21 protein-coding genes are annotated in these 23,240 nt (G+C 74.4%); 7 read left to right on the plus strand and 14 right to left on the minus strand.

Translation table 11 applies throughout. From position 1 onward, the window contains the following. Window positions 1-49: 49 nt before the first annotated feature. The 4 genes from CRP30_RS05690 to pgm all read right to left on the minus strand — a co-directional run bounded on the left by CRP30_RS05690 (window position 50) and on the right by pgm (window position 5,761). Window positions 50-2,299 carry an MMPL family transporter gene (locus tag CRP30_RS05690; RefSeq protein WP_097182891.1) on the minus strand — a complete coding sequence of 750 codons (2,250 nt, stop codon included), beginning with the start codon at window positions 2,297-2,299 and terminating at the stop codon, window positions 50-52. 48 nt (window positions 2,300-2,347) lie between these two features. Continuing rightward, window positions 2,348-2,965, minus strand: a complete 618-nt coding sequence (locus tag CRP30_RS05695) for a TetR/AcrR family transcriptional regulator (RefSeq protein ID WP_159961549.1) — start codon at window positions 2,963-2,965, stop codon at window positions 2,348-2,350. 65 nt (window positions 2,966-3,030) lie between these two features. Beyond that, the gene (locus CRP30_RS05700; protein WP_097182893.1) at window positions 3,031-4,125 is read right to left on the minus strand and encodes a M20 family metallopeptidase; all 1,095 of its coding nucleotides are present in this window, start codon (window positions 4,123-4,125) and stop codon (window positions 3,031-3,033) included. Window position 4,126: 1 nt separating this feature from the next. After that, complete coding sequence (gene pgm / locus CRP30_RS05705; RefSeq protein ID WP_097182894.1) at window positions 4,127-5,761, minus strand: phosphoglucomutase (alpha-D-glucose-1,6-bisphosphate-dependent); 1,635 nt, start codon at window positions 5,759-5,761, stop codon at window positions 4,127-4,129. Window positions 5,762-6,425: 664 nt separating this feature from the next. Between pgm and CRP30_RS05710 the strand changes: the two genes are divergently transcribed. Further along, the gene (locus CRP30_RS05710; RefSeq protein ID WP_097182895.1) at window positions 6,426-7,640 is read left to right on the plus strand and encodes an HNH endonuclease signature motif containing protein; all 1,215 of its coding nucleotides are present in this window, start codon (window positions 6,426-6,428) and stop codon (window positions 7,638-7,640) included. Between the two features lie 300 nt (window positions 7,641-7,940). Here CRP30_RS05710 and CRP30_RS05715 read toward each other — a convergent pair whose 3' ends face one another. Next, window positions 7,941-8,276, minus strand: coding sequence for a YnfA family protein (locus CRP30_RS05715; protein WP_097183171.1), 336 nt, complete (start codon window positions 8,274-8,276; stop codon window positions 7,941-7,943). A 100-nt stretch (window positions 8,277-8,376) separates the two neighbouring features. On the opposite strand from CRP30_RS05715, the gene CRP30_RS05720 reads away from it, so the two are divergent. Further along, entirely contained in the window at window positions 8,377-9,372 is a 996-nt protein-coding gene (locus tag CRP30_RS05720; protein ID WP_097182896.1) for an ATP-binding cassette domain-containing protein, read from the plus strand. Beyond that, the gene (locus tag CRP30_RS05725) at window positions 9,369-10,220 is read left to right on the plus strand and encodes an ABC transporter permease (RefSeq protein WP_097182897.1); all 852 of its coding nucleotides are present in this window, start codon (window positions 9,369-9,371) and stop codon (window positions 10,218-10,220) included. The genes CRP30_RS05720 and CRP30_RS05725 overlap by 4 nt, the downstream gene beginning before the upstream one ends. 9 nt (window positions 10,221-10,229) lie before the next feature. On the opposite strand, the gene CRP30_RS05730 is transcribed toward CRP30_RS05725, so the two are convergent. Then, window positions 10,230-11,090: an alpha/beta fold hydrolase gene (locus CRP30_RS05730; protein WP_097182898.1), complete on the minus strand. Its 861-nt coding sequence runs from the start codon at window positions 11,088-11,090 to the stop codon at window positions 10,230-10,232. Between the two features lie 65 nt (window positions 11,091-11,155). Here CRP30_RS05730 and CRP30_RS05735 point away from each other — a divergent pair, with 65 nt between their 5' ends. Further along, complete coding sequence (locus CRP30_RS05735) at window positions 11,156-12,895, plus strand: DEAD/DEAH box helicase (protein ID WP_097182899.1); 1,740 nt, start codon at window positions 11,156-11,158, stop codon at window positions 12,893-12,895. On the opposite strand, the gene CRP30_RS05740 is transcribed toward CRP30_RS05735, so the two are convergent. The 5 genes from CRP30_RS05740 to CRP30_RS05760 form a co-directional block, all read right to left on the minus strand. Beyond that, the gene (locus tag CRP30_RS05740) at window positions 12,882-13,274 is read right to left on the minus strand and encodes a DUF6220 domain-containing protein (protein ID WP_097182900.1); all 393 of its coding nucleotides are present in this window, start codon (window positions 13,272-13,274) and stop codon (window positions 12,882-12,884) included. The genes CRP30_RS05735 and CRP30_RS05740 overlap by 14 nt on opposite strands. Window positions 13,275-13,279: 5 nt before the next feature. Next, window positions 13,280-13,900, minus strand: a complete 621-nt coding sequence (locus tag CRP30_RS05745; RefSeq protein WP_097182901.1) for a maleylpyruvate isomerase family mycothiol-dependent enzyme — start codon at window positions 13,898-13,900, stop codon at window positions 13,280-13,282. 108 nt (window positions 13,901-14,008) lie between these two features. Next, the gene (locus tag CRP30_RS05750) at window positions 14,009-15,547 is read right to left on the minus strand and encodes a flotillin family protein (RefSeq protein ID WP_097182902.1); all 1,539 of its coding nucleotides are present in this window, start codon (window positions 15,545-15,547) and stop codon (window positions 14,009-14,011) included. After that, window positions 15,544-16,110 carry an NfeD C-terminal domain-containing protein gene (locus tag CRP30_RS05755; protein ID WP_200814558.1) on the minus strand — a complete coding sequence of 189 codons (567 nt, stop codon included), beginning with the start codon at window positions 16,108-16,110 and terminating at the stop codon, window positions 15,544-15,546. Before CRP30_RS05755 ends, CRP30_RS05750 begins: the two co-directional genes overlap by 4 nt. 98 nt (window positions 16,111-16,208) lie before the next feature. After that, on the minus strand, window positions 16,209-16,694 hold the full coding sequence (locus CRP30_RS05760; RefSeq protein ID WP_097182903.1) for a hypothetical protein: 486 nt from the start codon (window positions 16,692-16,694) through the stop codon (window positions 16,209-16,211). A gap of 69 nt (window positions 16,695-16,763) precedes the next feature. Between CRP30_RS05760 and CRP30_RS05765 the strand changes: the two genes are divergently transcribed. The 3 genes from CRP30_RS05765 to CRP30_RS05775 are packed head-to-tail and all read left to right on the plus strand — an operon-like array spanning window position 16,764 to window position 20,377. Next, window positions 16,764-18,122 (plus strand): DNA polymerase IV, encoded by a 1,359-nt coding sequence (locus CRP30_RS05765; protein WP_097183172.1) that lies wholly within the window; start codon window positions 16,764-16,766, stop codon window positions 18,120-18,122. Next, window positions 18,119-19,747 (plus strand): FAD-binding oxidoreductase, encoded by a 1,629-nt coding sequence (locus CRP30_RS05770; protein WP_097182904.1) that lies wholly within the window; start codon window positions 18,119-18,121, stop codon window positions 19,745-19,747. The genes CRP30_RS05765 and CRP30_RS05770 overlap by 4 nt, the downstream gene beginning before the upstream one ends. A gap of 9 nt (window positions 19,748-19,756) precedes the next feature. Continuing rightward, window positions 19,757-20,377, plus strand: coding sequence for a class I SAM-dependent methyltransferase (locus CRP30_RS05775; protein WP_200814559.1), 621 nt, complete (start codon window positions 19,757-19,759; stop codon window positions 20,375-20,377). 129 nt (window positions 20,378-20,506) lie between these two features. Here CRP30_RS05775 and CRP30_RS05780 read toward each other — a convergent pair whose 3' ends face one another. The 3 genes from CRP30_RS05780 to CRP30_RS05790 are packed head-to-tail and all read right to left on the minus strand — an operon-like array spanning window position 20,507 to window position 23,185. Further along, window positions 20,507-21,397, minus strand: a complete 891-nt coding sequence (locus tag CRP30_RS05780; protein WP_097182905.1) for a hypothetical protein — start codon at window positions 21,395-21,397, stop codon at window positions 20,507-20,509. Continuing rightward, window positions 21,394-21,987, minus strand: coding sequence for an RBBP9/YdeN family alpha/beta hydrolase (locus CRP30_RS05785; protein ID WP_097183174.1), 594 nt, complete (start codon window positions 21,985-21,987; stop codon window positions 21,394-21,396). Before CRP30_RS05785 ends, CRP30_RS05780 begins: the two co-directional genes overlap by 4 nt. Before the next feature lie 10 nt (window positions 21,988-21,997). Continuing rightward, window positions 21,998-23,185: a PucR family transcriptional regulator gene (locus tag CRP30_RS05790; RefSeq protein WP_097182906.1), complete on the minus strand. Its 1,188-nt coding sequence runs from the start codon at window positions 23,183-23,185 to the stop codon at window positions 21,998-22,000. Window positions 23,186-23,240 lie beyond the last annotated feature (55 nt).

The following is a 23,240-nucleotide window of genomic DNA, read 5'->3' on the forward strand; positions in this document are numbered from 1 at the left end:
GCCGCCCCGCGCGTCACTGTCGCCTGGTCGTCCGCCACGGCTCTCCGGCTCAGCCGACGGGCGTCGTCACCGGCTCCCGCGGGGCGGGCGGGTGCGGCGCGGCGCCCAGCCGGGCGCCCTCGACGTCCAGGTCCGGGAGGATGCGGTCCAGCCAGCGGGGGAGCCACCAGGCCGAGCGGCCCAGCAGCGCGAGGACCGCGGGGACGAGCGTCATCCGGACCAGGAAGGCGTCCACCAGGATGCCGACCGCGAGGCCGAGGGCGATCGCCTTGACGATGACGTCCTCGATGGTCACGAAGCTGGCGAACACCGAGAACATGATGAGCGCCGCGGCCACGACGACGCGGGCGGCGTGCCGCGCCCCGGTGACGACCGCCTCGCGGGGTTCCGCCCCGTGCACGTACTCCTCCCGCATCCGGGAGACCAGGAAGACCTCGTAGTCCATGGCCAGCCCGAAGAGCACCGCCATGAGCAGCACGGGCAGGAAGCTGATCACCGGGCCGGTGGCGGGGACGCCGAGCAGGTCGCTGAACCAGCCCCACTGGAACACCGCCACGACGGCGCCGAACGAGGCCGCCACCGACAGCAGGAAGCCGACGGCCGCCTTGATCGGCACCAGGATCGAGCGGAACACGAGCAGGAGCAGAACCAGCGCGAGGCCGACGACGACGACCGCGAAGGGCAGCAGTGCCGCGCCGAGCCGGTCGGACACGTCGATCGCGACCGCGGTCTGGCCGGTGACGGCGAGATCGGCGCCCGTCTCCTCCTCCAGGTCGGGAGCGAGGTCGCGGATGGCACCCACCAACTGGTTGGTGGCCTCCTCCTGCGGGCCGCTCTCCGGGATCACCGTCACGATCGCGGTGGTGCCGTCGGGCAGCAGGGTCGGCTGGGCGTAGGCGACGTCGTCCAGACCGCCCTCGAACTCGCCCGGCGTCTGCGTCGGCGTGCCGCCCAGGGCGACGGCGATCTCGCCGACCGACCGCTCGGCGGTCGCCGGGTCCAGGCCCTCGACGAGGACCACGAGCGGCCCGTTGAGGCCCGGGCCGAAGTTGTCGCTGATCAGGTCGTAGGCCTGCCGTTCCGGGCTCTCCGGCGCGGCGGTGGAGTTGTCGGGCAGCGCGAGCTGCAGCTGCGGCGCCGGGAGGGCCAGCACGATCAGCCCGGCCAGGACGGCCACCACGGTCAGCAGCGGACGGCGGGTGACCAGCCGGGTCCACCGGGCGCCCATCGAGCCGCCGACGCCGGTGCTCGCGGCCGCGTCGGCCGCCTCGCGGCGGGCGGTCCGCGAGCCGGGCTTCGGGGCGAGGCGGGCGCCGGCGAAGCCCAGCAGCGCCGGGAGCAGGGTCAGCGCCACCAGGACGGCGACCAGCACGGTGCCGGCGGCGCCGACGCCCATCACGGTCAGGAACGGGATGCCGACGACGGTGAGGCCGGACAGCGCGATGACCACCGTGAGGCCGGCGAAGACGACGGCCGACCCTGCGGTGCCGACCGCGCGCGCCGTCGACTCCTCCGGATCCATCCCCGCCGCCAGCTGGGTGCGGTGCCGGGACAGGATGAACAGCGTGTAGTCGATGCCGACCGCGAGCCCGATCATCAGGGCCAGCGTGGGGGCCGACGAGGACAGCGTGACCAGGTTCGAGGTCAGCAGCAGGGCGCCCATGCCGATGGCGATGCCGATGAACGCGGTCAGCAGGTTGAGGCCGGCGGCCAGCAGCGAGCCGAAGGTCAGCACCAGCACGAGCACGGCGACACCGACACCGATGAACTCGGTGGCGCCGATCGTCACGCCCGTCGTCCCGAAGGCGTTGCCGCCGACGGCGACCTCGAGGCCGGCGTCCTCCGCGGCCGCGGTCGTCTCCTGGAGGGCGTCGAGCGTGCCCGGGTCCAGCAGCTCGCGCTCCACCTCGAAGGAGACGGTGGCCAGCGCCGCCCCGCCGTCGGGGGCGATCGCCTGGGTCCGGAAGGGGTCGGCCACCGAGCCGACCTGCGGCGTCTCCGCCGCCGTGGCGACGACCTGCTGGATGGCGGCGGCGAACGCCGGATCGGCGACGGTGGCGCCGTCGGGGGCCACGAAAACGATCTGGGCGCTGGCACCGCCGGCGCCGGGGGCGGCCTCGTTCAGCTGGTCCAGGGCGTCCTGCGACTCCGAGCCCGGGATCGTGAACTCGTCGTCGAAGGAGTTGCCCAGGGTGAGCAGCAGTGCGACGACGGCGCCGAGGACGGCCAGCCAGACCACCGACACCACGCCTCGGTGACGGAAGGAAGCGCGGCCGAGCCGGGCGAGCAGGGTTGCCATGGGGAAGAGATCTCCGGATCCGTGGGACGACTCGGGTGGTGACTGCGCTCAGGTGGTGACTGCGGAGCGCAGCAGGAGGAGCAGGGCGGTGCGCTGGAGCTCGGCTGCGTCGTCGCGGCCGTCGGGGAGCTGTTGCACGACGGCGCCGTCGTGGACCGCGAGGATCATGCGGGCGAGCTGATCCGACGACACGGTCAGCCGGAGCCCGGTCCTCGGGGCGGCAGCGTCGATGAGTGCCGCGAGGCGGGCGTGCATCTCGTCGGCGTGCTGCCGCAGTGCCGCGGCCGCCTCCGGGTGCCGTGCCGCATGCAGCCGGTACTCCATGAGGACGAGCACCCAGGTGCGGTCGGCGCGCAGGGTGGACAGGCAGCGCTCCACGGCGGTGGCGACCGGGTCGGCGGCGTGCTCGATGCCGACCAGCTGCTGCTCCGCCCGGGCGAGGTTGCGGGCGGTCTCCCGGGTGAAGAGGGCGGCGAAGAGCTCGTCCTTGCTGCGGAAGCTGGAGTAGAACGCGCCGCGGGTGAACCCACCGCGGCGGCAGATGTCCTCCACGCTGGCGGCGGCGAAGCCCACCTCGGCGAACGTCTCCAGCGCCGCGTCCAGCAGCCGCTCGACGGTGTCGGCACGGCGGCGCTTGGGACGCGTCTCGACGTCCTCCACGGTCACGATGCAGGACTGTATTCGATGCATCGGTGTATTCGATTCAGGAGTGCATCGATGTGGGGCACGTCTCAGGGACGGCGGCCCCACCGCGCGGCGACCTCGGTGAACGTGGCGGCCGCCTGCTCGAGCTCGGTCACCTCGACGTACTCGTCCCGCGCGTGCATGACCGCCGGCGTTCCGGGACCCCAGACCACGATCGGCGCCGTGCCGACCGCCGGGCGCAGCACCGAGGCGTCGGTGAAGTAGGTCGCCGGCCCGGGCTGCACCGCCGCGGGGAGGCCGGTGACCCACGGGTCGTCGGCGGGGGTGCTCATCGGCGGCAGGTCCACCCGCACCTCCACGTCGGCGACCTCGGCCTGACCGCGCCACCACGCGAGCAACTGCCCCGGGTCGCCGACGGTCCGCATGTCGATCAGCGCCTCCGCGCTGTCCGGGACGACGTTCGGCACCGTGCCGCCGCTGATCACGCCCGCGTTCCACGTCTCGGTGCCGAGGAAGGCGTCGGAGCTCAGCGGGAGGCCCGCGCCGGCCCGGCCGAGGACGGCGACGAGGTCGAGGACGGCGTTGTGGCCGCGCTCGGGTGTGCTGCCGTGCGCCGCCCGCCCCGCGGTGCGGACACCCACCCACAGCGCGCCCTTGTGCCCGAGGACCACCTGGTTGCCGGTGGCCTCCGGCACGATGACCGCCCCGATCCGCTGCTCGGCCAGCGCCGCCGCTGCGGCGGCCGCCCCCTTCGAGCCGATCTCCTCGTCGCTGGTGAGGAGGAGGGCGACCGGCGTCTCCGGATCCGCGGCCGCCAGCGCGGCGGCGGCCGCGACCACCCCGGCCTTCATGTCGCTGCCGCCCCGGCCCCACACGCGCCCGCCGTCGACGTCCGCCCCGAACGGGTCGCGCGCCCAGCTGCCCTCGTCGGGGACCGGCACGGTGTCGACGTGGCAGGCCAGCAGCAGCTGCGGGCGGGCGGGGTCGGTGGGGGTGCGCAACAGGGTCCACGGCTGGTCGGGGTCGTCGCCGCGGCTGGCCTGCAGATGGGGCGCGCGCTCCCGCAGCACCTCCACGAGCAGCCCCATCGCCTGCCGCTGGGCGGCTGCGTCCCCGGAGACGGTGGACAGGCGCACCAGCTCCTGGAGCAGCTCGACGAGGTCCGTCGCGGGCATGGTCATGTCAGCCTCCCAGCGCCGCGGTGACCACGCTCCGGGCCTCCTCCTGGACCTGCGCCAGGTGCTCGGGTCCGTGGAAGGACTCCGCGTAGATCTTGTAGACGTCCTCGGTGCCCGAGGGCCGCGCGGCGAACCAGGCGTTCTCCGTCGTCACCTTGAGGCCGCCGATGGCGGCGTCGTTGCCCGGGGCGCGGGTCAGCTTGGCGGTGATCGGCTCCCCGGCCAGCTCGGTGGCGATGACGTCGTCCGGCGACAGCCTGCCCAGCGCCGTCTTCTGCTGCCGGGTGGCCGGGGCGTCGATCCGGGCGTAGGCGGACTCCCCGAAGTGCTCGGTGAGCTGCCGGTGCAGCTTCGAGGGGGACCGCCCCGTCACGGCCTGGATCTCGCTGGCGAGCAGGGCCAGCAGGATGCCGTCCTTGTCCGTCGTCCAGACCCCGCCGTCCCGGCGCAGGAAGGATGCGCCGGCCGACTCCTCGCCCCCGAAGCCGACGGACCCGTCGAGCAGCCCCGGCACGAACCACTTGAACCCGACCGGCACCTCCACCAGCGCGCGGCCGAGGTCGGCGACGACGCGGTCGATCAGCGAGCTGGACACCAGCGTCTTGCCGACGGCGGCGTCACCGGCCCACCCCGGGCGGTGGCTGAGCAGGTACGCGATCGAGACGGCCAGGAAGTGGTTGGGGTTCATCAGCCCGCCGTCGGGGGTGACGATGCCGTGCCGGTCGGCGTCGGCGTCGTTCCCCGTGGCGATCTCGAACTCCGACTTCCGGCCGACCAGCGAGGCCATCGCCGAGGGGGAGGAGCAGTCCATCCGGATCCTGCCGTCCCAGTCGAGCGTCATGAACCGCCAGGTGGGGTCGACCAGCGGGTTCACCACGGTCAGCTCCAGCCGGTGCCGGTCGGCGATGGCTGCCCAGTAGTCGACGCTGGCCCCGCCCAGGGGGTCCGCACCGATGCGCACGCCCGCCTGCCGGATCGCGTCGAGGTCGACGACGGTCGGCAGGTCGTCGACGTAGGTGCCGAGGAAGTCGTAGCCCCGCGCGGCCGCCCGCGCCTGCTCCAGCGGCACCCGGCGGACCCCGCTGAGCCCGGCGCGCAGGAGGTCGTTGGCCCGGCCGGCGATCCAGCCGGTGGCGTCGGTGTCCGCCGGCCCGCCGTGCGGCGGGTTGTACTTGAAGCCGCCGTCGCGGGGCGGGTTGTGCGACGGGGTGACGACGATGCCGTCCGCGAGGCCGCTGGTCCGGCCCCGGTTGGCGCCGAGGATCGCGTGGCTGACCGCCGGCGTGGGGGTGTAGCGCCCGGCGTCGTCCACCAGGACGGTGACGTCGTTGGCGACCAGCACCTCCAGCGCCGTCGCCCAGGCCGGTTCGGAGAGGGCATGGGTGTCGCGGCCGATGAACAGCGGCCCGTCGTAGCCCTGCTCGCCCCGGTACTCGCAGATGGCCTGGGTGGTGGCCAGGATGTGCGCCTCGTTGAACGCGGCGTCGAAGCTGGAACCCCGGTGGCCGGAGGTGCCGAACACGACCTGCTGCGCGGGCTCGGCCGGGTCGGGCTCGATCGTGTAGTAGGCGGTGACGAGCGAGGCGACGTCGACCAGGTCGCCGGGCTGGGCGGGCTGTCCCGCACGAGGGTCGCTCATGCGGAGATCTTGACGCCCTGACCGGGCTCCCGCGAGGTCGGCTCCGGTGCCCGGCTAGTAGCCGGTGCGGGCGGCGGCCCCGACCACCATCCCGGGGAGGAGGATCCCCACACCCACCCAGCCGAGGACGACGCCGGCGATCGCCATCCCGCCGCCGGCTTCCGCGCGCTGGCGAACGGCTGCGGGCGATGCAGCCGAAGACGAGCGCGAGGATGCTGCCCAGCCAGTGGATCCACAGGATGCCCAGGACCATCGAGGCGATGGCCGGCCCCGTTGGTGCGCTGCGGCGGCAGGTACGGGTAGCCGTAACCGCCGTAGGGCCGCTGTCCGTAGGGCGGGGCGGCTGGCCGGGGTAGGGACCGGCGCCCTGGCCGCCCGCGGCCGCACCCCAGGGATCGGGGGCGCCGTACTGCGGTCCCTGCGACGTCATGGCCTCGTCCTCCACCGGCACCGACGGTCCACCCGCCGGCTGGGCAGAACTGCACGAGCCGGTTCCGTTCGTCTCGTGGCCAACGCGCCGACCGTCGCCCCTCCGGGTCGCGTTCTGCCTGCGTTCGACGACATTGCGACTCTGCCGGTCCTTCCGCCTCTGACCTGCGGTTTCTGTCGTACCCCTTGCCTACTGTCGGGGTGTCGGTAGGAGCCGTGGGAGAGGGGGTCCGACGTGTCGGAGTTGCGTTCGACCCTCGACGAGCTGGCCGGGATCGACCTCGCTGAACTGTCCGCCGAGGCGCTGCTGGACCTGACGGCTGAGCTGGTGACGGCGAGCAACCGGATCGCCGCGGCGATGACGACCGTGGTCCGGGCGGCGGACAAGCGGGAGGCCTATCAGCGCGACGGGGCCGTGTCGATGAAGGCCTGGCTGCGGGGCAGCTGCCGGATGGCCCCGGAGCTGGCGACGGCGGCGGTGTCCACCGGCCGGCGGCTGGAGCTACTGCCGGAAACGTCGGCGGCGTTCGCCGCCGGTGAGATCAGCGCCGCGCACGCCCGGGTGATCACCAAGGAGATGACTCCCCGTCGGTTGGCGAAAGCCGCCGACGCCGGCATCGATCTCGCCGAGACCGACGCGATCCTCGCCGACCTGGCACGCGAGACCGCGCCGCACGAGACTGCCCGCGGCGTGAAGGCCTGGGTCGCCGGCGTGGACCCCGACGGGACGCTGGACGACGCCGCCGACACCCGCCGCCGCTTCACCATGGCGACCGGCCTGGACGGTCGGGTGCACCTGCGCGGCGAACTCGACGCCGCCGGTGGGGAGTACCTGCACACCGCCCTCGGGGCGCTCATGAACGGCGACCGCCCGGCCGGCGACCTGCGCTCGCACGCCGAACGTCAGGGTGAGGCGCTGGTGGCGCTCGCCCGCGGCGCCCTGGACGCCGGCGGGCTGCCGACCGTCCGCGGGGAACGCCCGCACGTGCGGGTCACCATCGACCTGATGGCGCTGTGCGCGGAGCGTGGCGCGGCCGGGTTCTCGGGCGGGTCCCTGGGATGGGCCGGCCCGATCAACCCGGAGACGGCGCGGCGGCTGGCCTGCGACGCCGGCGTCTCGCGCATCATCACCGGCCCGAGCGGACTGCCGCTGGACTCCGGCCGTGAGCAGCGCGCACCCAGCGCAGGGATCCGGCGGGCCGTCGAGGTCCGCGACGAGCACTGCGTGTTCGCCGGCTGCGACGCCCTGCCCGAGTGGTGCGATTTCCACCATGTCGTCCACTGGGCGCACGGTGGCCCGACGAACTGCGACAACGGGGCGCTGCTCTGTGAACGCCACCACACCGCTGTCCACGAGGGCGGATTCGGAATCCAGCGGGATCCCGGCACCGACCGCTGGCACACCTACCGGCCGGACGGCTCGGAGATCCTCAGCCGAGCCGGGCCCTGAGCGGTGCCGCCGCCCGGCGGCCGGGGCTGATGCAGGCCGCCGCGAGCAGCGAGCGTTCCGAAGCATCCCTCCCTGCGGTCCCGTCCACGACCCGCGGGCTTCGTCGAGTGACTGGCGATGCCAGCACTCGCCGTGCGGACGTGTCTTGCCGTGCCGTCGGCTCGAGTGACAGCCGCACTGTGAGGTCCGGGCGCACGCCCGCCCGCGCCTCGCCAAGATCGCCGCCTGAGGCAACGCGCATCAGCTCCAGCCGCCAGGCGGCACCCTCAGCCGATGCGGCGCCCGAGGATCGATCCGGCGTCAGACGGCGCGGGGGGCGTACATGATGACCGCGACGCCGACGAGGCAGATCAGCGCGCCCGCGACGTCCCAGCGGTCGGGGCGGAAGCCGTCCACGACCATGCCCCAGAGCAGCGAGCCGGCGACGAAGACCCCGCCGTAGGCCGCGAGGATGCGGCCGAAGTTCGCATCGGGCTGCAGGGTCGCGACGAAGCCGTAGAGCCCGAGCACGATCACCCCGGCACCGATCCAGATCCAGCCCCGGTGCTCCCGCACGCCCTGCCAGACGAGCCAGGCCCCGCCGATCTCGGCGAGCGCGGCCAGGACGAACAACGCGACGGAGCGGGCGACGGTCACCGATCCGACGGTAGCGACCACCCGTCACCGTCCGGTCGGCGCGTTCGCGCTGCGCGAAAACCGCTCCAGGATTGTCGGTGGGGTGCACCACACTCGTTCCATGGGCAGCACACCTGCGGTCGAGGCGATCGACCTGGTCAAGCACTTCGGTGACACCCACGCCGTCGACGGGGTCAGCTTCGTCGTCCCCGAGGGCACGGTCCTCGGTCTGCTCGGCCCCAACGGCGCCGGCAAGACCACGCTGGTGCGCATGCTGACCACGCTCAGCGTGCCCACGAGCGGAACCGGCCGGGTGGCCGGTCACGACATCGTCCGGGAGCCGATCCAGGTCCGCCGCAGCATGGGCCTGACCGGCCAGGCGGCGACGGTCGACGAGATCCTGACCGGCCGCGAGAACCTCAAGCTCATCGGCGCCCTCTACGGCCTGCCGAAGGCCTACGTCCGGGAGGCCACCGAGCGGCTGTTCGACCGGTTCGACCTGTCCGACGCCGCCGACCGGCAGGCGAAGACCTACTCGGGGGGCATGCGCCGGCGGCTCGACCTGGCGGTGAGCCTCCTGGCAGCACCGCCGATCCTCTTCCTCGACGAGCCGACGACCGGGCTCGACCCGCACAGCAGGTCGGGGCTCTGGGCCGTCCTGCGGGAGCTCGTCGACGAGGGCACCACCCTGGTGCTGACGACGCAGTACCTCGAGGAGGCCGACCACCTGGCCGACGAGATCGTCGTCGTCGACAAGGGCCGGGTCATCGCCGCCGGCACCCCGACGCAGCTCAAGGACCAGGCCGGCCGAGCGAGCGTGGTGGTCACCCTCACCCATGCCGCCGACCTGGACGCCGCGGCGGAGCTGATGCGCGCGCACTCACCCGAGGTGCACGTCGAACGGGGCAGCCGCCGGCTGACCGCCCAGGCCGGAGGTCTCGGCGACATGACGCGGATCGCCGCCGTCTTCGAGTCCAGCGGCGTCGAGCTCGACGACCTCGGGCTGGCCCGGCCCAGCCTCGACGACGTCTTCCTGCACCTCACCGGGCGCCGCGCCGAGCCCGGCGCCGACGCCGACAACAGCACCGACGCGACCCCCGAGGGAGTCACCCCGTGACCGCCGTCCGGAGCCAGACCACCGCCCTGTCCCCCACCGAGCGGCCGCCGATCTCGCCGCCGTCCCTCCTCCGGGCGGCGTCGACGATCGTCTGGCGCAACCTCATCCACATCCGCCGGATGCCGGAGATGCTGCTCGACGTCACCGTGCAGTCGGTGATGTTCGTGCTGCTGTTCGCCTACGTGTTCGGCGGGGCGATCGCGGTGCAGGCCTCCAACTACCGGGAGTTCCTGCTGCCCGGGATCATGGTCCAGACCATGGTGTTCTCCTCCGCCATCGTGGCCATGGGGCTGACGAGCGACCTGCAGAAGGGCTTCGTCGACCGGTTCAAGTCGCTGCCGGTCCCGCGGCCCGCGGTCCTCGTCGGGCGCAGCATCTCCAGCCTCATCCACTCGAGCATCGGCATCGCCGTGATGGGCGTGACCGGTCTGCTCATCGGCTGGCGGGTGCGCAACGGTTTCCTGGACGGCGTGCTCGGCTTCGCGCTGCTGCTGCTGTTCGGGTTCGCCCTGATCTGGCTCGGCATCTGGGTGGGTTCGCTGATGCGCACCGTGGAGGCGGTGCAGGGCTTCATGTTCACCGTGATGTTCCCGCTGACCTTCGTCGCGAACACCTTCGTGCCCACGGAGAGCATGCCGGCGTGGCTGCGCACGATCTCCGAGTGGAACCCGGTGTCCGCGCTGACCCAGGCCTGCCGGGAGCTGTGGGGGAACGGGCTGCCCGCACCCGCGGACGCCGCCTGGCCGCTGCAGAACGCGGTGCCGGTCTCCATCGGCTGGTCCCTCTTGCTGACGGCGATCTTCGCGCCGCTCGCGGTCTCGGCCTTCCGCCGCCGGTCGCGGGACTGACCCGCCGGATCAGGACTCGACGCGCTCCAGGAACCGCCGGATCGTCTCCAGGAAGACCTCGGGCTGCTCGGAGTGCACCCAGTGCCCGGCGTTCTTGATGCGAACGAGCCGGGTCGCCGGGAAGAGCGCGTCCATGTGCGGGCGGTCCTCGTCCAGCACGTAGGTCGAGTTCGCCCCCGCGATCCAGAGCACCGGTCCGTCGAAGGTCGCGCCGGGCGGGGGATCGGGGAATCCGCGCAGCTCGCCGAGATCGCGCTCCAGCAGTTCGAGGTTCAGCCGCCACCGCCAGCCGTCGCCGCCGGTCCCCTCCCGGACGAGGCTCTGCAGCAGGAAACTGCGCACCATCCGGCTGGGGACGGCGGTGCGCAGTGCGGCGTCGGCGTCGGCGCGGGTGGTCAGCGCGTCCAGGTCCATCGTCCGCATGGCGGCGATGAAGGCCGCGAACGGCGACGCCTCCTCGTCGGGGTCGTCGGTGCGCCCACCCTGCAGCGGGTACTCGACCGGGGCGATGTCGACGACCACCAGGGCGCGCAGCAGCTCGGGCCGGCGCAGCGCCAGCTGCATCGCCACCTTGCCGCCCATCGAGTGGCCGACGAGCGTGACCGGCTCCCCCAGGCGCTCCAGCTCGGCGGCCAGCATCTCCGCCATGTCGAGGTACTCGACCCGGTCGGTCCACGGCGAGTGCCCGTGGTTGGGCAGATCGACCAGCGTCACCCGGTGGGCGTCGGAGATGCCCTTCGCGATGGTCGTCCAGTTCTTCCCCTGGCCGAACAGCCCGTGCACGAAGACGACGTCCGGACCGGAGTCCCCCACCGTCCGCGTGGCAAGGCGCTCGTCCTGCCCCTCGGTGGCGCCGACCTCGTCCGTCACCCGGCGATTCCACCACGCCCTGTCGGTGCCGCCGCCTACCGTGCCGGGGGACGAGGGGAAGAGGCATGCCCGGACGACGGCGGCGCAGCACGGCCGGCCGCAGCAGGACCAGCGCGAGCACCACGCGGACGACCAGCACCGCGAAGCGCGCCACCACGCCGGCCCGGTCGAGGAAGCCGGCACCCGAGACGCCCGTGGCGGGCCCGGGGGAGCGGGTGTGGGTGCTGGCCGTCCCGTTCCGTGCGCCCGCGCCGGGCGCCGTCTGGCACGCCGGCCTGCAGGCGCACGTCTGGGTCGGGGCGGAGCTGCCTCCGTCGCTCGCGCCCTACGACCCGCCGCCGTACAGCTTCGAGCGCTTCCTCGAGGACGAGCTCAACGAGAAGCCGCGGCCGATCCCCCTGGCCCGGCCGATGACGCCGCGCGACCAGCAGTGCGACGGCGCGGACGTGGTCGCCGCGCACGCGAACGCCGGCGGCCGGGTCTTCCTGCTCGGTGACGACCCGGGCGTGGGCAAGACCGGGACGGCGATCCTGGCGGTCAAGGCCATCGCCGAGCAGCGCGACGTCCGCACGGTGCTGGTCGTCGCCGACCGCCCGGCGGCCATCACCATCCCGCACTGGGCACGCTCCATCGCCGGGTTCGGCGACGGCGGCCTCCGGTGGTGCGTCACCACCTGGGACCGGCTGGCGAAGGTCAGCAAGCTCCGCTTCGACGTCGTCGTCGCCGACGAGGCGCACATGGTGCGGCACACCACGACGCAGCGGTGGAAGCACTGGAAGGCGGTGTCCGGCGCCGGCCGGGTGAAGGACGCCCCCTACGTGCTCGCCACGACGGCGACCCCCGCGCACACCCCGCTCGAGCTGCCGTACCTGGCGCCGGAGTTCGCCGCCCGGCACGGCGAGGGCGTCCGCGAGTGGGCCGACCTGCCGAAGCGGCTCGAAGCGCACGGGTTCCACGTGGAACGTGGCCGCTACGGCTGGCAGTGGACCGAGGACGCCGACCAGCGGCGCACCGACCTCGCCCGCCTGCAGAGCTGGCTCGCCGAGGCGGAGCCGCCCGCGACGCTGCACCGGCCCGCGCCGTGGGGCCCCGTCTCGGTCACCGGGACGCCCGTGGCGCTCACCCCCGCGGAGCGGGCCGCCTACGACTCCGAGTGGTCGGAGTTCCGGGCGGAGATGCAACTGGCCCGCCGGTCGCGGCAGAGCGCCAAGGGCCGGGCCGCCCTCCTCCGTTTCCGGCAGAAGGCCGGGCTCATCCGCGTCCAGGCCACGGTCGACTGGATCAAGGCGCAGGTGGAGGCCGAGCGCCAGGTCGCGGTGTCCGTGGAGTTCGTGGAGACGGCAGCCGACCCGATCCGCGAGGCGCTGCTCGAGTCGGGCATTCCGGTGGCGGGGATCTACGGCCGCGACCGCTTCGACGTCGAGAGCGAGCGGCTGCGCTTCCAGCGGGGCGAGGCCATGGTCTGCGTCTTCACCGTGACCGCGTCGATCTCCCTGCACGCCGGCGAGACGCTGCCCGACGGTCGCCCGGCCTCGGACACCCCCCGGGTCGGCCTCTTCCACCAGCCCCGGTTCTCCGGCATCCAGGCCCGGCAGGTCACCGGCCGCACCCACCGGGACGGGAAGACATCGCCCTGGCGGATCGCCTTCGCCGAGGACACCGTCGAGGAGCAGGTTGCCCGCGTGATGGTCGAGCGGCTGGCGGTCAGCGGATCGGCTGCCGGCGCCGACACGTCGTCGCTGCAGGAGATCGCCGAGCTGCTCGACGCCGACTGGCTGCCCGCCACCGCGCTCACGGAGGAGTGAGGGACCGCCGCCCGGAGTCCCAGAACAGCCACGCGGGGACGCCCACGATCACCAGGCCGCTGAGCGCGTGCAGCCCGCCCAGCCAGGCGTCGTCGAACCCGGCCGAGGCGAGCGCGTGCTGCACGAAGCCGGCCAGCACGAGCACGACCGCGCACCCGGCGATCTGCCGCGCGCCGGCGCGGGCGACGACGGCGAGGACGACGGGCACGAGCGACGCCGCGGCGATCACGATGCTGAAGGTCCGGTGCGGCTCGAAGCCTGGATCGCCGCGCGAGGAGAAGACCCCGAGCCCGGCCAGGAAGATCTGCACCGCCCCGAGCAGGACGAACGCCCCCAGCGCCCAGTGGTAGGCCTGGTACGCACCCCGCCGCCGGTCCACCAGCGTCAGCCCAGGCGCCGGGTCAGGCGATCGGCGCCCGGCCCGCTCAACTCCCCGGCGACCGCCGTCCGTCCCGCGACGGCCATCAGCAGCGCCTCCCCGGTCCCGTGCACCTCCGGCCCGCGGCCGAACGACCAGTCGATGTCGGTGGCCACCAGGCGGACGTCCCGCGCACGGAGGACGCCGCGCAGCACCGGCCCGAACAGCGCGGTCCGCAGCGCGGGCACGAGCCGGTCGGCCGGGACGGCCCGCGGCAGGCCCAGCGGCCGCCGGATGTCCTGCTGGTGGATGAGGCCGTCGGTCAGGGCGATCGCCCCGCCCATCCCCGCGGTCAGCCCGGCCGGCGTGAGGTGCTGCCGGAGCCGTTCCACCAGCTCGGCCGGCGTGCGCCCGGCATCGTCAGCCAGCCCCACCGCGTTGGTGCGGCCGACGAGGAACCGGCCGCGAGCGAACCGGGCCGCCAGTGCCCGCGGCCCCAGGTCCTCGTAGCTCAGCACGTGCGCGACGACGTCACGGACGGTCCAGCCGGCGCAGAGCGACGGCGCCCGCCACTGCTCGTCGGTCAGCCGTTCCAGCAGCTCGAGCAGGTCCTCCCGCTCGGCCCGGGCCTGCGCCATGACGCCCATGCCTCGGCACCCTAGAGCCGACCACCCCGCCGGGAGTGACCCGCGTCGCTCCGGGAGTCGAGTCCGCACGCCCGCCCGTCGAGCGCTGGGCCGGGCGACGTCGCCGGGTCAGGCCTGCCCGTTGTGCGACGCCCCCTCGCCGTCGGAGGTGATCGGCACCCGGGTGACGCCGTCCGCGGCACCAGCGGCGCTGCCGCTGAGCCGGCGGAGCAGCGCGCCCACGTCGATGCCGGTCAGGTCACCGGAGAGCTGCAACCCCTGCGCCACGTTGGACGCCACGGACTTCCCGAGCGCCCCGGCGCCGTCGGTGGAGATGACGGTCATCTTGTCCACGCCCGAGAGCGGGGCGGCCGCGGCGCCGACGACGTCGGGCAGCACCTTGACCAGCATCTCCAGGATCGCGGCCTCGCCGTACTTGGCGAAGGCGTCCGAGCGGGCGTCCAGCGCCTCGGCCTCGGCCTGACCACGGGCCAGGATGGCGGCCGCCTCGGCCGCACCCTCGCGCTCGACGGCGTCGGCGATGGCCTCGCGCCGCAGCTTCTCGGCCTCACCGCGCTTGGCGCCCTCGATCGCCTCCGCCTCGGCCAGCGCCGAACGGCGGGCGCGCTCGCCCTCACCCGACAGCTTCGCCTGCTCGGCGGCGGCCTGCGCCGCGGCGATCGTGGCCTGGCGCTGCGCCTCGGCGGTCAGGATGGCCGAGTTCTTCCGGCCCTCCGCCTCCTGTTCGACGCGGTACCGCTCGGCGTCGGCGGGACGGCGCACCTTGGTGTCCAGCTGCCGCTCGGTCAGCGACGCCGTCCGGACGGCGACCTTCTCCTGCTCTGCGAGGATCGCCTGGTCCTGTGCCGCCTGCGCCAGCGGGCCCGCCGCGGCGGCGCGGGCCTTGGCCGCGTCGGTCTCGGCCGCGATCTCGGCCTGCTTCAGGGCGAGCTGCCGCTGGGCGATGGCGATCGCCTCGTCGGCCAGCAGCTGCTCCTGCTGGGCCGCCTGCCGGGCCCGCGCCTCGGCGATGCTGGCCTCCTTGAGCACCCGCGCGGCCTCGGGGCGGCCGAGGTCGGCGAGGTAGGAGCCCTCGGCCTGGATGTCCTGCAGCTGGAAGGTGTCGAGCACCAGGCCCTGACCGGTCAGCGACGACTCGGCCTCCTCGGCGACGGCGGAGGCGAAGGCGGCGCGGTCGCGGATGATCTCCTCGATGGTCAGCCGGCCGACGATCGAGCGCAGCGCACCCGCGAGCACCTCCGAGGTGAAGGTGTCGATGCCCTGCTGCTGGTTGAGGAAGCGCTGCGCGGCGGCGCGGATCGAGCTCTCGGTGCCACCGACCTTCACGATCGCGACCCCCTCGAGGTCGCACTTCACGCCCTGCTTGGAGACGGCGCCCCGGATGCCCACCGGGATCCGCCGGCTGGAGAGGTCCATCGTGTGCAGCTTCTGCACGACGGGCAGCACGAAGACGCTGGCGCCCATGACCACCTTCTGGCCCGAGCTGTCCCGCGAGACCACGCCCGAGGCGTCGGTGACCTGGCGGCCCTGCCGGCCGGTGACCAGGAACGCCTGGTTCGGGCCGGCCACCTTGATCCGGGAGAGGACGAGCAGGACCAGCAGGAGGACCAGGGCGGCGATGCCGCCGATGGCGTAGAGCAGCGTCATGGGGAGGTGCCTCCGGGCTCGGGCAGGGGGTCGGGGAACGTGTCGGGTGCGGTGGAGACAACCTCGACCGCGGTGTCGCTGAGGGCCTCGGTGACGTAGACCGGCGTGCCGGCGGGCAGCGCGGTGTCGCTCCGGGCCGAGAACTTGAGGTGCTGGCCCGCGAGCGCCAGCCGGACCTCGCCGAAACCGGTGGCCGGCACCGCGGAGACGACGACGCCCTGGGCGCCGAGGAGGTGGGAGCGGGTCAGGATCTCCTGCGTCGGCATGTCCTTCAGCGCGCGGGAGAGGCGGACGGCGCCCCAGGCCAGGGGGACGGCGACGACCAGCCCCGCCGCGAGGGCGAGGAGCGCGGTGCCTGCGTCCGGGAGGCTCTCCGGCAGGAGACTCACCGCGGCCGCGCCGCCGAAGCCGACCCCACCGAGCAGGGCGGCGATCGCCGGCACCGAGAACGGGCCGTCCGCGTCGACGTCGCCCAGCCCGAGGTCGCCCAGCTCGCCGACGAACAGCGAGACCAGGAGTACGAGGAGGCCGACGGCGCCGATCACGAGGAAGACCCCTGCCACCGCCCGCGCCCTCCCGTCCGTCGTCGGGGCGCAGCCTCCCAGTTCCGGCACCCCCGGGGCAACGAAGTCCCCCGGGGGTGTGGACGACCGCCTCGCCGTCAGGCCCGCAGGGTCCGACCCAGGACCGCGAGCAGATCCGCGGCGTCCGCGGGGAACGTCCGGCGCGCGCGGCGGAAGGACCGCGTGAGCAGCGCGAACAGGCCGGCGGCGGGAAGGCACAGCGCCACGCCGCCCCACTCGCCGTTGAGCGCCGCCCCTCCGGCGCCGGCGAGCAGGACGACCACGACGACGGCGTAGAGGCCCACCCAGAACAGGGACATGGCGTTCTCGACCACCGTGCCGACCAGCCCCACGCTCCCGTCGGGGCTCCGCTCCAGCTGGCCGTCGAGCAGGGGGAACGTGACGTACCGGTGGGACACCCGCCGCACCCGGACGTCCCCGTCCGGCCTGGCCCGGACCACCAGGTCGCCCACCTCCCGCGGACGTCGGCGCGCCCGCTCCACCGCCGTCGTCATGAGCTCGGCGGCCTGCGGCCCGTCCCTCCCCGGCACGGGGACGGTGACCGACAAGCGCTGGCGTCGCATCGTTCTCCTCCCGGCGGGCTGATCCCGCCCCGCGATCCTGCCTGCGCCCGGGACCGGACAATGGAGGCCATGCGGCGAGAGGCGAGTGTGCTGCACCTCGACCTCGACGCCTTCTTCGCCGCGGTCGAGCAGCGTGACAAGCCGTCCCTGCGGGGTCGACCGGTCGTCGTCGGCGGGGTCGGTGGGCGCGGCGTCGTCGCCACGGCGTCGTACGAGGCGCGGGCGTACGGCGCCCGCTCGGCGATGTCGACGGCCGAGGCGCGGCGGCGGTGCCCGTCGGGGACGGCGTTCCTCGGCGGACGGTTCGCCGCCTACCGGCGCACGTCCGACGTCGTCATGGCGCTGCTCCGCGAGCTCTCGCCGCTGGTCGAGCCGGCGTCGATGGACGAGGCCTACGTCGACCTTGCCGCCGATTCGGGCCACGACCTCTCCGTGGCGGGCGTGACCGAGCTGGGCCGCCGCCTCAAGGACCGGATCGCCGAGGCGACCGGGGGAGTGACCGGCTCGGTCGGGATCGGGACGTCGAAGCTGATGGCCAAGATCGGCTCGGACCTGCAGAAGCCGGACGGGCTGGTCGTCGTCCCGCCCGGGTCGGAGCTCGACGTGCTGCACCCGCTGCCGGTCACCCGGCTGGGCGGGGTGGGGCCCGCGACGGCGGAGCGGCTGCACCAGATCGGGGTGAAGACCGTGGGCGACCTGGCCGCGCGGTCGCTGGCCGACCTGGTGGCCCTCGCGGGCAAGGCCCACGGCGCGGGGCTGTACGCCCTCGCCCGCGCCGAGGACGACCGCGCCGTCGTCCCCGACCGGGGCGTGAAGTCGGTGTCCCACGAGGAGACCTTCGAGCGCGACCTCACCGACCTCGACGTCCTCAACCGCGAGATCGACTCGATGGCCGCACGCGTGGCCGAGCGCCTGCGCGCGTCCGCGTTCTCCGGCCGCACGGTCACCCTGAAACTCCGCCGGTACGACTTCACGACGCTGACGCGCTCCCAGACGCTGCCCCAGCCCACCGACGACGGCCGCACCATCGCCGCCATCGCCCGGCGGCTGCTCAGCGATGCCGGAACCCAGGGTGGGCTGCGGCTGCTCGGCGTCGGCATCTCCGGGCTGTCGGTCTACGCCCAGGGCGACCTGTTCGCCGAGGACCTGCTCACCGGCGAGCCCGAGCCCCTCCCGGACGTCGTCACCGCCGTCGACGCGCCCGAGCCGGAGCCGGAGGTCGACCTGCCCGCCGAGCGCCGGTGGTGGCCCGGACAGGACGTCCGCCACGAGGAGTTGGGCGCGGGCTGGGTGTGGGGCCGGGGGCTCGGGCGGGTCACCGTCCGTTTCGAGGGCCCGCTCACCCCGCCCGGGAAGGTGCGCACCCTCTCCGCCGACGACCCCCTGCTGCACGCCACCGACCCGCCCGACTGGAGGACCACCGGATGACGCGCTCGTGGTGGGGATGGGGCCGCACCGACCGAGCCCTCGCCGACGACGAGTGCGTCGAACTCGCCGCGCTGATCCCCGGGCTGCCCGGCCGGCCGCGCGCCGTCCCCCGGCTGCGGGACCTCGAGGTCCCGCCGTCCCGGCTGGGCCCGCCGTCGTCGCTGCCGCTGACCACCGACCCTGCCGTCCGGGCCGCGCACAGCTACGGGAAGGCCTACCGGGACGTCGTCCGCGCGCTGGCCGGCGACCTGGGCGGGGCGCCCGACGCCGTCGCGCATCCCGCCGACGAGGACGACGTCGTCCGGCTGCTCGACTGGGCCGGCACGGCCGGCGTCGTGGTCGTGCCCTTCGGTGGCGGGAGCTCCGTCGTCGGTGGCGTGGAGTACCGCGGTGACCGGCCCTGGGTGTCGATGGACCTCACCCGGCTGGATCGCGTGCTGGAGATCGACAGGGTGAGCCGGGCGGCCCGTATCCAGGGCGGCGCCCTCGGGCCGGTGCTGGAGGAGCAGCTGCGGCCCGCCGGCCTGACGCTGCGGCACTTCCCGCAGAGCTTCGAGTTCTCCACGCTGGGCGGCTGGCTGGCCACCCGCGCGGGCGGCCACTACGCGACCCTGCACACGCACATCGACGACCTCGTCGAGTCGATGCGCGTCGTCACGCCCGCCGGGGTGCACGAGTCGTGGCGGCTGCCCGGATCGGGCGCCGGCCCGTCGCCGGACCGCTTGTTCCTCGGGTCCGAGGGCACGCTCGGCGTCGTCACCGAGGCGTGGATGCGGCTGCAGGACCGGCCGCGATGGAAGGCGTCGGCCTCGGTCACCTTCCCGGACATGACGACGGCGACGACGGCGGTGCGGGCGATCTCGCAGGCAGGCCTCCATCCGGCGAACTGCCGGCTGCTCGACGCAGGGGAGGCGGCGCTGTCCGGGGCGTCGACGACGGGGGAGTGCGTGCTCGTGCTGGGCGTGGAGTCGGCGGCGGTGCCCGTGGCGGGGCGGCTGGCCGAGCTGACCGGGCTCGCGCGGGACGCCGGCGGGTCGGTGGCCGGCGACCCTGTCGGCGGGGCGGTCGACGCCGCGGACGCCATCGATGCCGCGGGCGCCATCGATGCCGCGGGCGCCATCGATGCCGCGGGCGCCATCGATGCCGCGGGCGCCTGGCGCGCGGCGTTCCTGCGGATGCCCTACGTCCGCGACGGGCTGGCGCGGATGAGCGCGATCGTGGAGACCTTCGAGACCGCGTGCACCTGGGACCGCGTGGACGAGCTGGTCGCGACGGTGCAGGCGGAGGTCGGCGCCGCGGTCGGAGAGGTCACCGGCGCACCGGGGCTGGTCAACTGCCGGTTCACCCACGTCTATCCCGACGGCGCGGCGCCGTACTTCACGGTGATCACCGCCGGACGGCCCGGCTCGGAGGTGGCCATGTGGGACGACGTGAAGACGGCGGCGTCGGAGGTGCTGGGCCGCCTCGGCGCCACGATCACCCACCACCACGCCGTCGGCCGCGACCACCGGCCCGGTTACGACCGGCAGCGGCCCGAACCGTTCGCGGCCGCCCTCCGCGCGGTCAAGGCGACGCTGGACCCGGCGGGCATCCTCAACCCGGGCGTGCTGATCGATCCCGTGTAGAACGGCGGCATGACCGAACACGCCGCCCCGGAGCCCAGCGCCTGGACCCGGATGACCCAGGAGGACCCCGGCCACTCGGCCGCCTACGTGCAGCGGTTCCGCTCGCTCGCCGAGCAGGGGATGGACCTGGTGGGGGAGGCCCGGCTGGTGGACACCATGCTGGCCCGGGGCTCGCGGGTGCTGGACGCGGGCTGTGGTCCCGGGCGGGTCGGCGGCTTCCTGGCCTCGGTGGGGCACGACGTGGTCGGGGTGGACGTCGACCCGGTGCTGATCGCCGCCGCGGAGGAGGACCACCCCGGTCCGCGCTGGCTGGTCGGTGACCTGGCGGAGCTGGACCTCCCGGCGGCGGGGATCGCCGACCCCTTCGACGCCATCGTCAGCGCGGGCAACGTGATGACCTTCCTGGCCGAGAGCACCCGCGGCGAGGTGCTGCGCCGGCTGCGGGCCCACCTGCGGCCCGACGGCCGGGCGGTCATCGGTTTCGGTGCCGGCCGCGGCTACGAGTTCGACGACTTCCTCGCCGACGCGCGGGCGGCCGGCTGGGAGCCCGACCTGCTGCTGGCCACCTGGGATCTGCGGCCCTTCACCGCGGACGCCGACTTCCTGGTGGCGGTGCTGCGTCCCGCCTGACGAGGCCGGGGCCAGGTGATCGCGCGGTCCGGCTGGGGCAGGGGCGGACCACGCGACGCACAGGGCGTTCGGACGCCGGGGCCCAAGCGGACCGCCTCGGCGCGCCCGCTTCCGGTGGCGCGTCGCGGATCAGCCGATGACGCCGTTGGCCCGCAGCAGGACGAGTGAGTTCACCGTCCGGTGCCCGCGCCACTCCAGGGTCGCCGCGGGGGAGTAGCTGGCGAAGTCGACCGCCCAACCGCCGTCGGACCGCTGGCCGTCGGCAAGTCGCTCGAGCTCGGCCTCGACCACCCCGGGGGCGAACAGCGACCGCCCCGGACCACCGGGGAGCGGCGCGAAGTCCAGCGGCCGCATGAACTCGTCGTCGGCACCTCCGGCCACGTGCAGCAGCCCGTCGGCCGGGACGTGCGGCCGCAGGGCCTCGAGGGCCTCGGCCGCGGCGGGCTCGGTCCGCGCCGCGGCGTCGAGGAACTGGGCGGCGAAGGCCAGCACCATGGCGTGCGGTTCCGGCCCCAGCTCGCGGACGGCCCGGAGGCAGTAGGCGGTGGCCCGCCCGAGCCAGGGGTGCGTCGCGACATCGGGGTCGGTCTCCGCCACCCGGTGCGCGACCGCGGCCACCACCGCGGTGATCTGCAGCGACGACGTCCCGGCATCCGCACCCGCCCAGAACGGCGCGCAGGCCGCCGGATCGGGCACCGGCAGCGCGAACGGCAGGCCGCCGTCGGGGAGCGACGCGGCGTCCAGCCAGTCGCACAGCTCCCGCGCGCGGCCGGTCGCCGTCGGCGCGACGTCGGCGAAGACCTCGAACGCGTGCAGCGCTCCGCCGGGCTGGCTCGTCCGCGAGCGCAGGTCCGGCTCGAGTCCCCACCCGTAGCCGCCGTCGGGGTTGCGGTAGCCGTCGACGGCGGCGAGGACCTCCTCCGGACCGCCGTCGCCGAACAGCAGGTCGAACCGCCGCCGGTCGAGCACCCGTGCCGAGGTGGCGAGGAAGTTCGCGGCCTTGTCCAGGTCGACCGTCATCGCTGCTCCCGCCCCACGATGCGGACCGCCGGATCCAGGCACCACTGGAGCACCGACGGCCAGGACCCGTAGCCGGCCGGCAGGTCCAGGTGCGCACCGCCGGGGATCACGTCCGCGTCCATCCCGAACAGGTCGGCGTACAGCGAAGCCGCGCCGCCGGGGAAGTACGGGTCGTCGTCGGAAGCGACGAACCGGACCCGCCGGCGCAGTTCCTCGTCCAGGGGCGCGGCCTCGATACCGGGCGGCGCGAACGCGGCGACCGCCGGGTAGGACCGCAGGACGTCGGCCGACGGCGGGGCCACGAGCAGCACCCGGTCCGGCTGCAGCTCCCCGAGGGCCGGCGCGGCCTGCCACCACAGCAGGACGGCGAGGCTGTGGCAGACGAGCACCCGCTCGCGACCGCGGTCGAGCCGGGCCAGCTCGTCGCTCAGCAGGTCCAGCCAGTCGGCGAGGACCGGCTGGTCCGGCTCCGGGAACTGCGGATACCGGACGCCGGCGCCGCGGCCGGCCAGCTCATCCGCCAGCCAGCGCTGCCAGTGGCCGTCCGGCCGCCGGTTCTCCCAGCCGTGCACGATCAGGAAGTCCGCCATCACCCGATGATCATGGACGACGGTTCGACGGCGGCGCGACGCCCAGGGCGATGGTGAGCTCCAGGACGGTCCGCGGGTCCTCCAGCCGCTTGCCGTACAGCTCGCGCAGCTGCCCCATGCGGTACCGCACCGTCTGCGGGTGGACGAACAGCTCGGCGGCGACCGCGTCCCGCCGGCCGTGGTGCAGCAGCCAGCACCGGAGGGTCTCGGTCAGCTTCTCGCGGGCGCCGTCGGCGAGGTCGGCCAGCGGCGCCAGTGCCTGGGCGCGGAGATCGGCGAGCGCCCCCTCGTCGGCGCGGAGCACCAGGTCGGCCAGCCGGTCCTCGGTGTCCAGCGGTTCCGGCCCCTCCGCCGTCAGGCCCAGATCGACGGCTCGCACGGCGCGCGCGTAGGAGCCGGCCACCTCGTGCCAGGGCCGCGCGGGCCCCACCACGGCCTCGCGCTCGCCGAGGGACCGCAGCAACGCCGGCCGCGACCGGCCCTCCGCGTCGGGGACGAGCAGGACCACGAGCTCGCCGGGCACCTCCTCGGTGGATCGCAGCGTGCGCGGGTCGAGCAGTGCCACGGCGCCGCGCACCCGGGCCGCGGGGAGCAGCACCGCGGTCAGCGTGCGCGGCGGCGTCCAGTCGGCCCGCTCGGCCGCCGCCAGAAGATCCTCTCGGGGGCCACCGCCCAGCAGCCGGTTCGCCAGCCGTTCCAGGTAGCGCTCCCTGACCCGCCCGCTGGTCGCCAGCTCGTCGCTGTGCCCGGCGACGCTGGCCGCCGACAGCTGGTCGATGTAGGCGAAGACCAGTTCCGCGAAGCGGGCGAGCTGCTCCGCGGTCAGGCCGGCGCGGACCCCGCTGTCGGCCATGTGCCGCCACGAGACCCGGGCACCGACCCGGTAGGCGCCCAGCAGCGCGTCCATCGACCGGCCGCTGCGTGCCTCACCGCGACCGAGGGCGTAGGCCCCGTCCAGCGCCGGCTGGATCGGCGTGCTCGCATCCCCGTCACCCCCCGCCGACGCGAGGACCAGGAACCCGCCGAGGGCGAGCTCGACGGCGTTCTCGATGGTCCGCCCCATCGCGCCGCTGAACGCGCCGGCGTAGCTGGGCACCTCGACGACGATCGCGGCGACCGTCTGCTCGGCGACGTCCGGCAGTTCCTGCCGCATGGCATCGGCGACGGCGTGCGGGATGCTGAGCGCGTCCGCCGACATAAACGTCCTCCGTTTGTTCGCAGGAAACAGAACTTACCGCTGGATTCACGTCAGC

It is taken from the genome of Blastococcus haudaquaticus (assembly GCF_900230285.1).
Lineage (GTDB): Bacteria > Actinomycetota > Actinomycetes > Mycobacteriales > Geodermatophilaceae > Blastococcus_B > Blastococcus_B haudaquaticus.

What these genes read in the sequence shown, in the direction of transcription:
- CRP30_RS05750 (WP_097182902.1), bottom strand. Translation starts at nt 15,547, where the DNA reads ATGACGCTGCTCTACGCCATCGGCGGCATCGCCGCCCTGGTCCTCCTG.
- CRP30_RS05765 (WP_097183172.1), top strand. Translation starts at nt 16,764, where the DNA reads ATGCGGCGAGAGGCGAGTGTGCTGCACCTCGACCTCGACGCCTTCTTC.
- CRP30_RS05735 (WP_097182899.1), top strand. Translation starts at nt 11,156, where the DNA reads ATGCCCGGACGACGGCGGCGCAGCACGGCCGGCCGCAGCAGGACCAGC.
- CRP30_RS05785 (WP_097183174.1), bottom strand. Translation starts at nt 21,987, where the DNA reads ATGGCGGACTTCCTGATCGTGCACGGCTGGGAGAACCGGCGGCCGGAC.
- CRP30_RS05745 (WP_097182901.1), bottom strand. Translation starts at nt 13,900, where the DNA reads ATGGGCGTCATGGCGCAGGCCCGGGCCGAGCGGGAGGACCTGCTCGAG.
- pgm (WP_097182894.1), bottom strand. Translation starts at nt 5,761, where the DNA reads ATGAGCGACCCTCGTGCGGGACAGCCCGCCCAGCCCGGCGACCTGGTC.
- CRP30_RS05780 (WP_097182905.1), bottom strand. Translation starts at nt 21,397, where the DNA reads ATGACGGTCGACCTGGACAAGGCCGCGAACTTCCTCGCCACCTCGGCA.
- CRP30_RS05770 (WP_097182904.1), top strand. Translation starts at nt 18,119, where the DNA reads ATGACGCGCTCGTGGTGGGGATGGGGCCGCACCGACCGAGCCCTCGCC.
- CRP30_RS05690 (WP_097182891.1), bottom strand. Translation starts at nt 2,299, where the DNA reads ATGGCAACCCTGCTCGCCCGGCTCGGCCGCGCTTCCTTCCGTCACCGA.
- CRP30_RS05760 (WP_097182903.1), bottom strand. Translation starts at nt 16,694, where the DNA reads ATGCGACGCCAGCGCTTGTCGGTCACCGTCCCCGTGCCGGGGAGGGAC.
- CRP30_RS05790 (WP_097182906.1), bottom strand. Translation starts at nt 23,185, where the DNA reads ATGTCGGCGGACGCGCTCAGCATCCCGCACGCCGTCGCCGATGCCATG.
- CRP30_RS05720 (WP_097182896.1), top strand. Translation starts at nt 8,377, where the DNA reads ATGGGCAGCACACCTGCGGTCGAGGCGATCGACCTGGTCAAGCACTTC.
- CRP30_RS05775 (WP_200814559.1), top strand. Translation starts at nt 19,757, where the DNA reads ATGACCGAACACGCCGCCCCGGAGCCCAGCGCCTGGACCCGGATGACC.
- CRP30_RS05700 (WP_097182893.1), bottom strand. Translation starts at nt 4,125, where the DNA reads ATGACCATGCCCGCGACGGACCTCGTCGAGCTGCTCCAGGAGCTGGTG.